15 protein-coding genes are annotated in these 12764 nt (G+C 72.3%); 9 read left to right on the forward strand and 6 right to left on the reverse strand.

The annotated features are described in order from the left end of the window. Positions 1-32: 32 nt before the first annotated feature. Positions 33-1217 (forward strand): SLC13 family permease, encoded by a 1185-nt coding sequence (locus tag QRN26_RS10210; protein ID WP_285036474.1) that lies wholly within the window; start codon positions 33-35, stop codon positions 1215-1217. A gap of 24 nt (positions 1218-1241) precedes the next feature. On the opposite strand, the gene QRN26_RS10215 is transcribed toward QRN26_RS10210, so the two are convergent. Both QRN26_RS10215 and QRN26_RS10220 read right to left on the reverse strand, forming a co-directional pair. Further along, positions 1242-1616, reverse strand: coding sequence for an iron chaperone (locus QRN26_RS10215; RefSeq protein WP_056008500.1), 375 nt, complete (start codon positions 1614-1616; stop codon positions 1242-1244). A gap of 90 nt (positions 1617-1706) precedes the next feature. Then, entirely contained in the window at positions 1707-2693 is a 987-nt protein-coding gene (locus tag QRN26_RS10220; protein WP_285036479.1) for an NAD(P)/FAD-dependent oxidoreductase, read from the reverse strand. Positions 2694-2800: 107 nt separating this feature from the next. Between QRN26_RS10220 and QRN26_RS10225 the strand changes: the two genes are divergently transcribed. The 4 genes from QRN26_RS10225 (at position 2801) to QRN26_RS10240 (ending at position 5092) form a co-directional block, all read left to right on the forward strand. Next, positions 2801-3409 carry a helix-turn-helix domain-containing protein gene (locus QRN26_RS10225; protein WP_285036481.1) on the forward strand — a complete coding sequence of 203 codons (609 nt, stop codon included), beginning with the start codon at positions 2801-2803 and terminating at the stop codon, positions 3407-3409. Between the two features lie 92 nt (positions 3410-3501). Further along, entirely contained in the window at positions 3502-3900 is a 399-nt protein-coding gene (locus tag QRN26_RS10230) for a hypothetical protein (protein WP_285036485.1), read from the forward strand. 54 nt (positions 3901-3954) lie between these two features. Then, positions 3955-4470 carry a DUF427 domain-containing protein gene (locus QRN26_RS10235; protein ID WP_285036488.1) on the forward strand — a complete coding sequence of 172 codons (516 nt, stop codon included), beginning with the start codon at positions 3955-3957 and terminating at the stop codon, positions 4468-4470. Between the two features lie 139 nt (positions 4471-4609). Beyond that, a complete protein-coding gene (locus QRN26_RS10240) occupies positions 4610-5092 on the forward strand; it encodes a hypothetical protein (RefSeq protein WP_157579832.1) in 483 nt (160 codons plus the stop codon). A 9-nt stretch (positions 5093-5101) separates the two neighbouring features. Here QRN26_RS10240 and QRN26_RS10245 read toward each other — a convergent pair whose 3' ends face one another. The 3 genes from QRN26_RS10245 to QRN26_RS10255 form a co-directional block, all read right to left on the reverse strand. Next, positions 5102-6091, reverse strand: a complete 990-nt coding sequence (locus QRN26_RS10245; protein WP_285036491.1) for an MBL fold metallo-hydrolase — start codon at positions 6089-6091, stop codon at positions 5102-5104. A 204-nt stretch (positions 6092-6295) separates the two neighbouring features. Further along, positions 6296-7201: a LysR family transcriptional regulator gene (locus QRN26_RS10250; RefSeq protein WP_285036493.1), complete on the reverse strand. Its 906-nt coding sequence runs from the start codon at positions 7199-7201 to the stop codon at positions 6296-6298. 86 nt (positions 7202-7287) lie between these two features. Continuing rightward, positions 7288-8037: an NRDE family protein gene (locus tag QRN26_RS10255; protein WP_285036496.1), complete on the reverse strand. Its 750-nt coding sequence runs from the start codon at positions 8035-8037 to the stop codon at positions 7288-7290. A gap of 80 nt (positions 8038-8117) precedes the next feature. Between QRN26_RS10255 and coaBC the strand changes: the two genes are divergently transcribed. Both coaBC and QRN26_RS10265 read left to right on the forward strand, forming a co-directional pair. Further along, positions 8118-9371 (forward strand): bifunctional phosphopantothenoylcysteine decarboxylase/phosphopantothenate--cysteine ligase CoaBC, encoded by a 1254-nt coding sequence (gene coaBC / locus QRN26_RS10260; RefSeq protein ID WP_285036500.1) that lies wholly within the window; start codon positions 8118-8120, stop codon positions 9369-9371. Between the two features lie 64 nt (positions 9372-9435). Beyond that, entirely contained in the window at positions 9436-10746 is a 1311-nt protein-coding gene (locus tag QRN26_RS10265) for a M23 family metallopeptidase (RefSeq protein ID WP_285036503.1), read from the forward strand. 26 nt (positions 10747-10772) lie between these two features. Here QRN26_RS10265 and QRN26_RS10270 read toward each other — a convergent pair whose 3' ends face one another. Further along, complete coding sequence (locus QRN26_RS10270; protein ID WP_285036506.1) at positions 10773-11420, reverse strand: SGNH/GDSL hydrolase family protein; 648 nt, start codon at positions 11418-11420, stop codon at positions 10773-10775. Positions 11421-11545: 125 nt separating this feature from the next. Between QRN26_RS10270 and QRN26_RS10275 the strand changes: the two genes are divergently transcribed. Together QRN26_RS10275 and modA are read left to right on the forward strand one after the other, a co-directional pair. Beyond that, on the forward strand, positions 11546-11950 hold the full coding sequence (locus tag QRN26_RS10275; protein ID WP_285036509.1) for a TOBE domain-containing protein: 405 nt from the start codon (positions 11546-11548) through the stop codon (positions 11948-11950). After that, positions 11947-12762 carry a molybdate ABC transporter substrate-binding protein gene (gene modA / locus QRN26_RS10280; protein WP_285036511.1) on the forward strand — a complete coding sequence of 272 codons (816 nt, stop codon included), beginning with the start codon at positions 11947-11949 and terminating at the stop codon, positions 12760-12762. The genes QRN26_RS10275 and modA overlap by 4 nt, the downstream gene beginning before the upstream one ends. Positions 12763-12764: the final 2 nt, after the last annotated feature.

A 12764-nucleotide genomic window follows, 5' to 3' on the forward strand; every position in this document is an offset into this window, starting at 1 on the left:
CGCACCGACGGACCGGTGATGGAGGAGGCGTCGTGCGCAGTGCCGTGCTCGGTGTCGTCCTACTCGTCGTGGGCGCGATCGCGATCCTCACCGGCATCCTCCCGGGGAGCGAGGCGCTCGGCATCGCGGATCGCGTGTGGCCGATCCTCCTGTTCGTCGTGGCGATCACCGTCGTGGCCGAACTCGCTGCGGACGCCGGACTGTTCACCCTCGTCGCCTCGCGGCTCGTGCGGTGGGGCCGGGGGAGCACCTGGCTGCTGTGGGTGCTCGTCGTCGCGCTGGCGACGCTCAGCACCGTGTTCCTCTCGCTCGACACCACGGCCGTCCTGTTGACGCCGGTCGTGATCACGCTCGCCCGGCACGCGGGACTCTCGCCGGTGCCCTTCGCCCTCACCACCGTGTGGCTGGCGTGCACGGCGTCACTGCTGCTGCCGGTCTCGAACCTCACGAACCTCCTCGCCGAGCACGCGATCGACGAGGCCTCGGCGGCATCTGGTGGCGGCCCGCTGGGGCCGGGAGGATTCGCCGCGCTTCTGCTCGTGCCGGCGATCATCGCGGTCGTCGTCCCGTGCGTCGTCCTCGCGATCGTCTACCGGCGACAGCTCGCCGGGCGGTACACGGTGGACGTCGAGCCGAGCGACGACGATCGCGTGCTGCTGTGGGTCTCCGGGCTCGTCGTGCTCGTGCTGCTGCCGCTGCTGGTGTCCGGGATCCCGGTGTGGATGTCGGCGCTCGGAGCGGCCGTGGTGCTGGTGGTCGTGTTCCTCGTCAGACGTCCGCGCGCGCTCCGCCCGGCACTCGTCCCCTGGCAGCTCCTCCTCCTCGCGTCCGGGCTCTTCCTCGTCGTCGAGGCTGCCCACGCGATGGGGCTGGCGCGTCTGCTCGCATCGATCGCCGGCACGGGTGACTCCCTTCCGGCGCTCCTGCAGCTGGCCGGAGTCGGCATGGCCAGCGCGAACCTCGTCGACAACCTGCCGGCCTACCTCGCGCTCGAGCCGGTGGCCGGCGACCCGGTGCGGTTCGCCGCGCTGCTCATCGGCGTGAACGCGGGGGCGCTGATCACGCCGTGGGCGGCCCTCGCGACCCTGCTCTGGCACAGCCGGTTGCAGGCGGCGGACGTCGAGTTCGGCTGGGGCCGTTTCATCGCGCTCGGGTTCGCGGTGGCGCCGCTGACGGTCGCCCTCGCGACGGTCGGGCTGTGGGTGGCGCAGGGCTGAACGCGCTCGACCGAGGCCGGGTCCTCAGTGCTCGTGGCGGGCGTCGGCGGCGCGGCGGCGGGCCAGCAGCTCGGTGACGATCTGATCGATGAGCTCGAAGGGGATCGGCCGGCTGAACGGGAACTGGAGCGTGTCCTTCGCCGCGCGGTAGTCGGCGACGGCCGACTGGAGGGGTTCGTCGAACGGCGGGATCGAGTAGAGCGCGATGTGGTGCTTCCACGCGCCGAGGTAGAGCAGGTAGCGGTCGTCGAGCATGAAGGTCGGCATGCCGTAGCGGATCGCCTCGGTGATCCCCGGGACGATCCGGTGCACGCGGAGACGGATCTCCTCGATGGCGTCGGCGGGGTCGGTCGGCAGCGCGGCCAGGTAGTCGTCGATGGTGCTCGGTGTACCAGGCATGTGCGTCCTCCCCAGGTTTCGGACGGCACGGGACCACTCGTCCCGTGCCGTCATCGTCCCATGTCCGCCGCCGGTGCGACAGTGGTGGTTCTACCGCTCCGCGAGGGCGCGACGCACGTCGTCCTGCACGAGGTCGGCGTTCATCGCCGCGCCGGCCATCGCCCCGGCGGCCGCCGCCTGCACGACCTGCGGCCGCAGGCTGGTGACGTCCCCGGCCGCCCACACGCCGGGGACCGAGGTGGCACCCATCGCGTCGACCCCGATCGCATCGCCGTAGTGCGCACCAGCCGGGTGCGGTTGCGTCTGCACGCCGAGCTCGGCGAAGGCCGCCGCGTGCACCCGGGCGACCGGTGCCACCGCGAGCGCGTCGACGCGGACGGTCCGGCCGTCGGCGAGGCGGACGCCCACGAGTCGGTCGTCCTCGACCTCGAGCCGCTCCACGAGGCCGTCGACGACCTCGATGCCGCGGGCGTCGAACGCGGCCCGGTGCTCGCCATCGAACGCCTCGGCGGTGTTGCGCAGCACGATGACCCGTTCGCTCAGCTGTCGGAACAGCTGGGCCTGGTGCGCCGCCGCCTGGGCGTCCGTCCCGAGGATGCCGATCACCCGGTCCTGCACCTCCCAGCCGTGGCAGTACGGGCAGTGGAGGGCGTCGCGCCCGTAGCGTTCGCGGAGTCCGGGGATGTCCGGGAGTTCGTCGGCCGTGCCGGTGGCGATGAGCAGTCGTCGACCGCGGAGGGACGCCCCGTCCGTCGTCGTCAGCACGAACCCCTCGTCGTCGCGGACGGCCGTGCCGACCTGGGCGTCGATGACCAGGACCCCGTAGGCGGCGACCTCCGCGCGCCCGAGACGGACGAGCTCCCGAGGGGGGATGCCGTCACGCGACAGGAAGCCGTGGACGCCGTCGGCCGGGGCGTTCCGGGGCTGGCCACCGTCCACGACGATGACGGAGCGACGCGAGCGGCCCAGCATGAGGGCGGCGCTGAGTCCGGCCGCACCGCCGCCGACGATGATCGCGTCGACGAGCTCGGTCGGGGCCGGTGCGGCGGCGGACGGGATGTGGGCGGGCGTGGTCATGATCGTTCCGTTCGGTCGAGGGGCGGTGCGGGGTCCAGCGTGCATCGCAGTGTGCCGAAGTGGCAAGAAACCTTGCTGGAACGGCAACGGCCCCGGAGAATCGAGCCATGGCGCATGGACACGAGGAGCAGCGGTCGATCGACGGGGTGCTGGACGCGGTCGGGCCGCGTCTCCGCGCGATCCGGCAGCACCGCGGCACCACCCTCGCGGCGCTCTCCGCCGAGACCGGCATCTCGGTCTCCACCCTGTCCCGGCTCGAGTCCGGACAGCGCCGACCGAACCTCGAACTGCTCCTGCCGCTCGCGAAGGCGCACCAGGTCCCGCTGGACGACCTCGTCGGCGCCCCGCAGACCGGTGACCCCCGCGTGCATCTGAAACCCGTCCAGCGCCACGGCCAGACGATCGTGCCGCTCACCCGCCGGCCGGGAGGCTTGCACGCGTTCAAGAGCATCATCCACGGCGGACCTGGTCCGCAGACCCCCGGGACGCAGCAGGTGCACGAGGGGTACGAGTGGCTCTACGTCTTGAACGGCCGGCTCCGCCTGTTGCTCGTCGATCAGGACCTCGTCCTCACCGCGGGCGAGGTCGTCGAGTTCGACACCCGAGTGCCGCACTGGTTCGGGCGGGCGGAGGCCGGAGCGGTCGAGTTCCTCAGCCTGTTCGGCAAGCAGGGCGAACGCATGCACGTCCGGGCGAGGTCGACCGAGGCCCGCTGACGCGTCATACCGTTCTCCGCAGCACGGAGCGTCCGGACATGGCAGGCTGAGGCCGACGGTCCACAGGGGCCGCCCGACGAGCAAGGGAACCGATGAGCGCATCCGACGACCGTCCGTTCGCCGAGCAGCTGCTCGAACGCCCAGGGTTCGCCGTCGCGACCGCGCTCGTCGTCATGCTCGGCGGGCTCGTCGTCCCGTTCGTCGGCTGGGTGGCCGGCATGGTCATGCTCTGGCGGGCACGCGCCTGGACCACGCGCCAGAAGGTGTGGGCGACCGCCGGCCCGCTCCTCGCCACCGGGGTCGTGCTCATCGTGCTGGCCCTGCTGACGGCGAACTGGAGTACGACCGACGCCGGGCTCGGCGGCTCACCGGTGATCCCGGTCGTCCTCGACCTCGGTGGGACGGCCGTGGTGCTCCTGCTGGTGTCGTACGCCGTGGCGGGTGGGTGGCTGTTGTGGTCGGTGCTGCGCCGACCGGCACCGCAGGGCTGAGCGGCGCCGTCGGATTCGCGGTCGGCGCTCAGGTGGACCGGGCAGAGTGGGACGATGCCCGACTCCTCTCGCTCCCGCCGACCCGTCCCCGTCCAGCCCGGACCCGGTGAGGAGTCCGTCTGGGAGTACCCGCGCCCGCCCCGGGTCGAGCCGCGCGACGAACGCGTCGTCATCCGGTTCGGGGGAGCCGTCATCGCGGAGTCGACGTCGGCGGTCCGCGTCCTCGAGACGAGTCACCCGCCCGTGTACTACGTGCCGGCCGCCGATTTCACGCCGGGCGTCCTCGTGCCGGTCGACGGCACGACCATGTGCGAGTTCAAGGGTGAGGCCCATTACCTCGACGTCCGGGTGGGCGACGAGGTCGCGCCCGCGGCCGCCTGGACCTACCCGGACCCGCGCTCGGGCTACGCACCCCTGTTCGGCATGATCGCCGTCTACCCGGGGCGCATGGAGGCCTGCGAGGTCGACGGCGTCCGGGTGCACGCCCAGGCTGGCGACTTCTACGGTGGGTGGATCACGCCGGGGATCATCGGGCCGTTCAAGGGCGCCCCCGGCACCATGGGCTGGTAGCACGTCCCCCTCGGACACCCGCCTCGCCTGCTCCTACACCCGTCCCACCCGCCGTGCAATGGCTGGGTGGCGGGCCGACCCCGTGCCACGCTGAGCGCCAGGACGCCTCGACGACGAGGCTCGGGTGCAGGAGGCGATCATGGCCATGGACGCATTCGGTGAAGCGGTCGACCCGGGGTGGTCCCTCCTGCGCGTCGTCCCACTGTTCGGACTCGCCGTGAGTGGTGGTGCGGTCGTCGGTGCGGTCATCGCCGCCGGCGCGCAACTGTTCGGGGCTGTCGGGACCGTCTCCGCGCACCCGGCCGACCTCGGCGGCATCGCCGTCCTCGTCGGTGGGCTCGTCGGCGGCATGCTGGCCGCCGTCGGGGCGGTGGGTGCGCTCCTCGCGTTGGGCGTGCTGGACCACTGGGGTGAACGCGCTCCGCTCCGTCGAGCCTGGATCGCCGGCGGGGGTTCGGCCGTGCTCGTCTCGGTCGTCGGCGGCCTCATCGCGGCGCCCATCGGACTCGGGTCGACGATCGGGGTCGTCGCGTTCGCCGTCCTCGCCGCGGGCGGCGCAGCGGGCGGGGGCCTGTACGCCTTCGAGCGTGCCCTGGCTCGTCGAGGTGTCGCCGGCGGGTGAGGGTAGCCGTCAGCCGGCGAGCTGCAGGAGGCGGGCCCGATGCCAGTCGGTCTGCGTGAGCGCGGACACCCGCAGGAGTCCCGTCAGCGCGTCCCACCCGGCGGACCAGCCGATGCGCGAGGCGATGGTCCAGACGTCCGCATCGGGGTCGTCGGCAAGGACCGACCGCACCTCGTCCGCACGACGCAGGTGATGGGCCGCCAATTCGTCGCACCGCTCGGCGAGGCCGGTGAAGCGGAAGCCGTGTCCCGGGATCACCTGGTCGCCGTCGTGCTCACGGACGCGGTCGAGCGAGGACAGATAGGCCGTCACGGGGTTCTCCGCGGTCCGTGCACCGAGCCCGAGGCCTGAGAAGATCGTGGGGAGGACGTGGTCGCCGGTGAAGAGGTAGCCGCGGTCCTCGTCGCGCAGCGTGAGGTGCCCCGTGGTGTGCCCGGGCGTGTGGATGACGCGGACCGTGCGACCGGGGAGGGCCAGCAGCTCGCCGTCCTCGAGCGTCCGATCGGCACGGGTGTCGCCGAGGTGGCCTGCCGGGGCGGCGGCGCCCTCACTCCAGGGGCGCACGGTCGTGTCGTCGGCCGGGACGCCCCAGGCGTCCAGGGCCGCGGCCAGCTCGGCCGGGCCGGGCGGCGTCGAACCGGCCGCCTCGTCTTCGAGCCGGTGCATCAGGACTGGCGCGGCCAGTTCCTCCCGCAGGACCCCGGCCAGGCCGAGGTGGTCGGGGTGGAGATGGGTCACCACGATGCCGGTGAGGGTGGTGACGCCGACGTCGCGGAGCTCACGCAGGAGATGCTCCCGACCCTCCGGGGTGTCGGTTCCCGGGTCGATGACGATCGCGCGGCCGTCCGTGCCGAAGAGCACCGAGCAGAGGGTGAAGGGGTTCGCGGGGTCGGTGGTCGGAACGGCGATGACGACCGTGTCCGCGTCGAGCTGTTCCGTCGGTGGCGTCCGTCCCTCACGGAAGGCGGCGGCCTGCGATTCGCTCGACGAGGTGATCATGGGGGTGCTCCGGGTGCTGTTCGGGGGACGGACCAACCCTAGTCGTGGCTCCCGCGAGGTTCAGTACGATGGGTGCATGACCGTGAACGACATCCTCATCGGCGTGATCGCCCTCATCACCGTCCTCGGCGGCATCGGCATGGTCGGCGCGCTCGTCGCGATGGCCAAGTCGGGCTACCACGGCTGACCGCTCGCCTGTCGAGCTCAGCGCGCGACGGCCTCGTCCGTCGCGCGCTGGATGGCTGCGAGCGCTGCGGCGACGGCGGAACGCTGCAGTGAGCCCTTCCGCGCCGTTGCGATGATCTTCCGCTCGCTCATCCCCGAGATCGGCTTGCGGACGACGTCGGTACGCGAGCCGATCGCGATGTCGGGGAGGACGGCGACGGACAGCCCTGCCGCGACGTGGTCGATGACGACCTCGTAGCTCGTGAACCGTCCGACCACCCGGGGTTCGAAGCCCGAGCGTCGGCACAGCAGCGGGACGAGTTCGCCGAGGTAGGTGCCCGGGGCGTCGAGCGCCCACGACTCCGCCTGCAGTTCGGCGAACGACACCATGTCGCGCCCGGCGAGCGGGTGGTCGAGCGGTGCGATGAGCAGGAGCGGGTCCGTGGTGAGCGGAACGCTGTGCACCGAGGGGTCGAGGAGGAAGCCGTCCTCCTGGTCGACCGTGATGACGACGTCGCAGGTGCCGCGTTGGACGGCCGTGGTGCTCTCGTGCGGTTCGACTTCGATGAGTTCGACCTCGAGTCGCGGGTACTGCTGGGCGAGCGCGCGCGCGGCCGGGATGAGGACCGGGGCGATGACGCTCGCGAAGCCGGCGATGCGGAAGCGGCCGGACGGCTCGGACTCGACCTCGGCCAGTTCCACCTCGATGGCGTCCATCTGCGCGAGGAGCGCCCTGGCGCGTTCCACGAGCAGTGCTCCGGTCGGTGTCAGCGCGAGGGTCCGGCCGCGTCGTTCCAACAGGGCGGCGCCGGTCTCCGACTCGAGGACGGAGAGCTGCTGGGAGACCGTCGAGGGGCTCAGGTCGAGCTCGCGGCCGACTGCACGGATCGTGCCGAGGCGGTCGAAGGCCTCGAGCAGTCGCAGTCGCACGGGGTTCAGGGCCATGGTGCAACAGTATCGAGCGGGCCTGGGCGCCCTCCACACGGCCGCCAGTCCGATCGGGGGCCCGTGGCTCGTCCGAGGACCCCGCGTCACTCCCAGACGAAGGTGTTGGGGAGTCGGCCCGGTTCGGTGAGCCTGGCGTTCCGCAGCACCGCTCCCTGCGGGCCGAGGGACAGGGCGGTGACGGAGAGCGAGGCGAGTCGCAGGCCGTCGTGGTCGTCGATGCGAACGACGGCCTCGTCCGCGTCGGCCGCCAGGCGCGTCGTCGATCGCAGTGTCTGCAACCAGGGCTCCCACGACGCGGCCGTGGCGCCATCGAGCGGGCCTGTCGGCGCCGGGGCCTCGACGAAGTCGGGCCGCCACCGGCGCACCCGGGGGACGTCGAGGTGGTCGGGTCCCTCGTGGGTCACGACGTGCAGACCGGGCGGCACCTCGACCGAGCGGAGCGACGTGCCGTCCCAGCTCGTCACCTCGACGCGGTCGGGGCGGAGCTCGACGAGGTTCCACGAGCGGGCCATCCGGCCGTCGGAGCCGTCGACCCCGGTCGTCACGGCCTGCAGGGGGAGTACCCCGCGCGAGACCCACCCGCTCGCCGGCATCGGGAGGTCCTCGCGTCGGTTCAGCACGACCGCCGCCCGCGGCCCGCCGTCGGCGTCGAGGTTCGTCGCCAACCAGGCACCACCCGCCTCTCGGTCGTGGATGCCGCGGACCCCGTCACCGAGCGCCGGCCACCAGGAGCCGGGTGGATCCCAGGCGCGTCCCGGCTGCTCGTCCCGGAGCCCGAGCACGGCGATCGGCCACGGGCGCCCCGGCTCGAAGTCGATGATGACGGTGCACACGGGGGTTCCTCCTCGGCCGGCCGGACTAGGACAGACTAGACGAGGACCGCGCGCCGGAGCGCCGGTGGCGAGGAGACGAGATGACCACGCAGGACGCAGTACCCGGAGCGCACCGTCGCACCGTCGTCGTCGGCATCACGGGTGGGATCGCGGCCTACAAGGCGGTCGGCGTGGTGCGTGGCTTCGTGCGTGCCGGGCACGACGTCCACGTGGTCCCGACCGAGAGCGCCCTGCGGTTCGTCGGGCTGCCCACCCTCGAGGCGATCAGCCGGAACCCGGTCACCACCTCGCTGTACGACGGCGTCGCCGAGGTCAGGCACGTCGCCCTCGGGCAGCGGGCGGACCTCATCGTCGTGGCTCCCACGACGGCCAACACCCTGGCGAAGCTCGCGGCCGGGTTGTCCGACGACCTCCTCGGCACCACCATCCTCGCCAGTCGTGCACCCGTGCTTCTCGCCCCGGCGATGCACACCGAGATGTGGCAGCACCCGGCCACGACGGCGAACGTCGCCCTCCTGCGCTCGCGCGGCGTCGCCTGCATCGGACCGGAGACCGGCGCACTCACCGGCGGCGACGAGGGACCGGGGCGGATGAGCGAGCCGGAGGACATCGTGGCGGCGGGACTCGCGCTCCTGCAGGGCCGCGACTCGGCCGGCGACCTGCGTGGCGATCGCGTCGTCGTCTCCGCGGGTGGCACGCGCGAACCGCTCGACCCGGTGCGCTTCCTCGGCAACCGCTCGAGCGGCCGGCAGGGATTGGCGGTCGCGCAGGCGGCCGTCGCCCGCGGCGCCGAGGTCGTGCTCGTCGCAGCGCACCTCGAGGCGGACGTCGCGGCCGAGGCGGCCGGTGTCGTCGGCCTCAGGGTCGTCCCCGTCGGGACCGCGGCGGAACTCGCCACCGCGATGGACGCAGCGGCGAAGGAGGCGAGCGTCGTGGTGATGGCGGCGGCCGTCGCCGACTACCGGGCCGCCGAGATCGCCGAGCGCAAGATCAAGAAGGAGGACACCGGCGACGAACTGACCCTGCGACTCGTGCGCAACCCCGACGTCCTGGCGGGGCTCGCGGAGGCAGCCGTGCCGGGCCGCCTCATCGTCGGCTTCGCGGCCGAGACCGCATCCGATCGCGACGAGCTCCTGGCCCTCGGTCGAGCCAAGATCGCCCGCAAGGGCGCCGACCTCCTCGTCCTCAACCGCGTCGGTTGGACCGACGGCTTCGGCACACCCGACAACGAGGTCGTGGTGATCGACCGGGAGGGCGAGCTCGTCGGTGAGGCGGCCGGCTCGAAGCGCGCCGTCGCCGACCGCGTGCTCGACCTCGTGCTCGCCCGCCGCTGAACCCGCCGTGCCCGCTGGGCGAGCCTCCCCCCGAACAGGGCTCACCGCTGGCACGATGGGCACCATGCCACGCCTCCGTCCCGCGCGCCGTCGCGCATCCATCGCCGCGACCCTGGCCGGAGTCATCGTCCTCTCACTGGGACTCGCGCAACCGGCCGCTGCTGCGGAGTACCCCAGCTGGGAGGACGTCGAGGCGGCCCGGTCGAGCGAGACGTCGAAGCAGTCGACCATCGTCCAGATCGAAGGCCTCGTCCAGGAGCTCAAGAACGCCGCAGTGCTCGCCGAGGCGGAAGCGGTGCTGCGCGCGGACGAGTACGAGGCGGCGCAGCTCGCCGTCGACGAAGCCAGCTACCGTGCCGTGTCGCTCCGTGAGCAGGCCGTCGCCGCGACGACCGTGGCCGAGACGTCCAAGCGGCAGGCGGGTGCGCTCGTCGCCGCGTGGTTGCGGTCCGGGAACGTGGACCTCTCGACCGCGGCGTTCCTGGACGGCGACGAACCCGAGGCGCTCCTCGGCCGGCTGAGCACGATCTCCAAGCTCAGCGAGTCGACCGACGGGACCTACGACCGCGCGAAGACGGACGCGAACACGGCCTCCCTCCTCACCGAGCAGGCCACCATCGCCGAAGCCGCGCTCGGCGACCTCGCGGCGGCAGCCGAGACCGCCCTCGGCGACGCGGTCGCGGCTCGAGCGGACGCCGAGACCGCCGTGGCCGATCAGCAGGAGTACCTCGCCACGCTCGAGGCCCAGCTCATCGTCCTCAAGGAGAACCGCGCGGCCACGGAAGCCGACTACCGCAAGGGCGAGGAGGTGCGCGCGGCGGCAGCGGCTGCTGCAGCTGCGGCCGCCGCGGCAGCCGAAGCGGCGAGGGTTGCTGCCGAAGCCGCCGCGAACGCCGCAGCGAACGCCGGCGGTGGCGGCGGTGGTGGTGGCGGCGGTGGCGGTGCCAGTTCAGGTGCGGTCGGCGGTCAGGGCTGGGCGCTGCCGATCTCCGGCAGGATCACCGACAACTACGGACCACGACCTGGGCGACCCGTGCCGGGCGTCAACGCGTTCCACTCCGGGACCGACATCGGAGCCGGGTGCGGTCGCGCGGTCTACGCCGCCAATGCCGGCCAGGTGGTCTACGCGGGGTGGCTCGGGACCTACGGCAACTGGGTCCTCATCGACCACGGCGGCGGGGTCATGACCGGCTACGCGCACAACAGCAGCATCCTCGTCGGCGAAGGCCAGTCGGTGTCCGCAGGGCAGAACATCTCCCTGGTCGGATCGACGGGTGCCTCCAGCGGCTGCCACGTCCACTTCGAGGTCAGGATCGGCGGCTCCCGCGTCGACGCGGTGCCGTTCATGGCGGACCGGGGCATCCGCCTGGGCTGAGTGGCGAGACCACTCGGGGCGACGCCTCAGAGGCCGAGGCGGTCGAGTTCCGCGTCCATGCGGCGCGCCATCTCGGCGTAGCCGTCGTCGTTCGGGTGCAGTCCGTCTGCGGCCATCCACTCCGGGTGTCCCTCGATCCAGTGCGACGCTCCGGGAACGGTGTCCGCGTCGATCTCGTCGGCGGCCTCGGCCACCCAATCGATGATCGTCTCGATCGCCGCCGGGCGCTCGTCCGTGTACCAGAAGGACTCGACGACGATGAAGCGCGCGTCCGGCAGGGCGTCGCGCAAGCGATGCAGGTCGGCGTCGATCTGCTCGTGGATCCGATCGGCCGACTGGTCGAAGCTGAAGGCGTCGTTGAGCCCCATCGTCACGAAGACGATCTCGGGGCGTTCGGCGATGATGAGCGAGGGCAGATCGCCGCTGTCGTCACCGAAGCGGTCGCGGTGGTTGATGAAGCCGAGGCCGTTCACGCTCGGGTTGAACTCTCGCCATCCTCGTTCTTCGCTGATCACCGTCGACCACCGGTTCGCCGGGTCGCTCGCGCCGGTGCCGAGCGTGTAGGAGTCTCCATAGAAGGCGACGACCGGGCCGTCGTCGTCGGACTGGGCGCATCCGGTGAGCCCGGCGGCCAGGGCGAGCACCGCGGCGGCGGCGAGCAGTCGTGATCTCATGCGGGTGCTTCGGAGCGGTCGTCGTCGCGGAGGGTCGCCGCATCGGTACGCGACGGGCGGCCGGGAACGCGGATGCGGACGAGACTACGGCGATCAGGCGTGGATGCGTGCACTAGCCTGACTCCATGCCGCAGATCCGTATCCGAGACGCCGCCCTGTTCCTCGGGGTCAGTGACGACACCGTCCGCCGCTGGATCGACCAGGGCGCGCTCGTGAGCGCGAAGGACGACGCCGGCCGTGCGGTCGTCGATGGGCTGTCGCTCGCGCGGCTGGCCCGACAGAACGCCGTCCTCCCCGTCGACCCCTCGGAGATCGGACGCTCCGCGCGGAACCGCTTCGTCGGCATCGTCACGGACATCACGATGGACACGGTCATGGCGCAGGTGGAACTGCAGTGCGGACCGCACCGTGTCGTGTCGCTCATGAGCAGTGAGGCCGTGCGCGAACTCGGCCTCGAACTCGGCTCCACAGCCATCGCCGTCGTGAAAGCCACGACGGTCCTCATCGAGACCCCGAAGGCGCAGACATGAACCGCACCGCACCCCGTCGCTCCACCCGACTGCTCAGCGCCGTGGCCCTCGGCATCGGGATCCTGCTCACCGCATCCGCCTGCGCCGCGCCAGCGACGGCGCCGACACCGAGCGGCTCAGCTACGGCGGACGAGCTCAGCGGCTCCATCACGGTGTACGCCGCGGCGTCCCTCAAGACGACCTTCACGACGCTCGCGGCGGACTTCGAGCAGGCGCACCCCGGCACGAGCGTCGAGCTCACCTTCGCCGGATCGTCCGACCTCGTCACGCAACTCACGAACGGTGCCCCCGGCGACGTGTTCGCCTCGGCGGACGAGAAGAACATGGCGAAGCTGGTCGACGCCGACCTCGTCGACGGCGACCCGACCGACTTCGCGACCAACGTCCTGCAGATCGCCGTCCCGCCGTCGAACCCCGCCGACGTGCAGACCTTCGCCGACCTCGCCCGCCCCGGTGTCAAGACGGTCGTGTGCGCGCCGCAGGTGCCGTGCGGCGCGGCCACCGTCGCCGTCGAGGAGGCCACGGGTGTCGCGCTGAGTCCGGTCAGTGAGGAGTCGTCGGTCACCGACGTCCTCGGCAAGGTGACCTCGGGGGAGGCCGACGCCGGGTTGGTCTACGTGACCGACGTCATCGCGGCGGGCGACGCGGTGCGCGGCATCGCCTTCGACGAGTCCTCGAAGGCCGTCAACACCTATCCGATCGCGCCGCTCGCCGGCAGCGCGAACCCCGCGCTCGCCGCAGCCTTCGCCGCCTTCGTCGTGAGCGCCGACGGGCAGCGTGTCCTCGCCGACGCCGGCTTCGGCGCGCCGTGACC

This window comes from Plantibacter sp. ME-Dv--P-095 (assembly GCF_030209365.1).
Taxonomy (GTDB): domain Bacteria; phylum Actinomycetota; class Actinomycetes; order Actinomycetales; family Microbacteriaceae; genus Plantibacter.

Coding starts and splice junctions, on each gene's coding strand:
- QRN26_RS10225 (WP_285036481.1), top strand. CDS start 2,801: ATGGCGCATGGACACGAGGAGCAGCGGTCGATCGACGGGGTGCTGGAC.
- QRN26_RS10215 (WP_056008500.1), bottom strand. CDS start 1,616: ATGCCTGGTACACCGAGCACCATCGACGACTACCTGGCCGCGCTGCCG.
- QRN26_RS10240 (WP_157579832.1), top strand. CDS start 4,610: ATGGCCATGGACGCATTCGGTGAAGCGGTCGACCCGGGGTGGTCCCTC.
- QRN26_RS10265 (WP_285036503.1), top strand. CDS start 9,436: ATGCCACGCCTCCGTCCCGCGCGCCGTCGCGCATCCATCGCCGCGACC.
- QRN26_RS10235 (WP_285036488.1), top strand. CDS start 3,955: ATGCCCGACTCCTCTCGCTCCCGCCGACCCGTCCCCGTCCAGCCCGGA.
- QRN26_RS10220 (WP_285036479.1), bottom strand. CDS start 2,693: ATGACCACGCCCGCCCACATCCCGTCCGCCGCCGCACCGGCCCCGACC.
- QRN26_RS10275 (WP_285036509.1), top strand. CDS start 11,546: ATGCCGCAGATCCGTATCCGAGACGCCGCCCTGTTCCTCGGGGTCAGT.
- coaBC (WP_285036500.1), top strand. CDS start 8,118: ATGACCACGCAGGACGCAGTACCCGGAGCGCACCGTCGCACCGTCGTC.
- modA (WP_285036511.1), top strand. CDS start 11,947: ATGAACCGCACCGCACCCCGTCGCTCCACCCGACTGCTCAGCGCCGTG.
- QRN26_RS10250 (WP_285036493.1), bottom strand. CDS start 7,201: ATGGCCCTGAACCCCGTGCGACTGCGACTGCTCGAGGCCTTCGACCGC.
- QRN26_RS10245 (WP_285036491.1), bottom strand. CDS start 6,091: ATGATCACCTCGTCGAGCGAATCGCAGGCCGCCGCCTTCCGTGAGGGA.
- QRN26_RS10270 (WP_285036506.1), bottom strand. CDS start 11,420: ATGAGATCACGACTGCTCGCCGCCGCCGCGGTGCTCGCCCTGGCCGCC.
- QRN26_RS10230 (WP_285036485.1), top strand. CDS start 3,502: ATGAGCGCATCCGACGACCGTCCGTTCGCCGAGCAGCTGCTCGAACGC.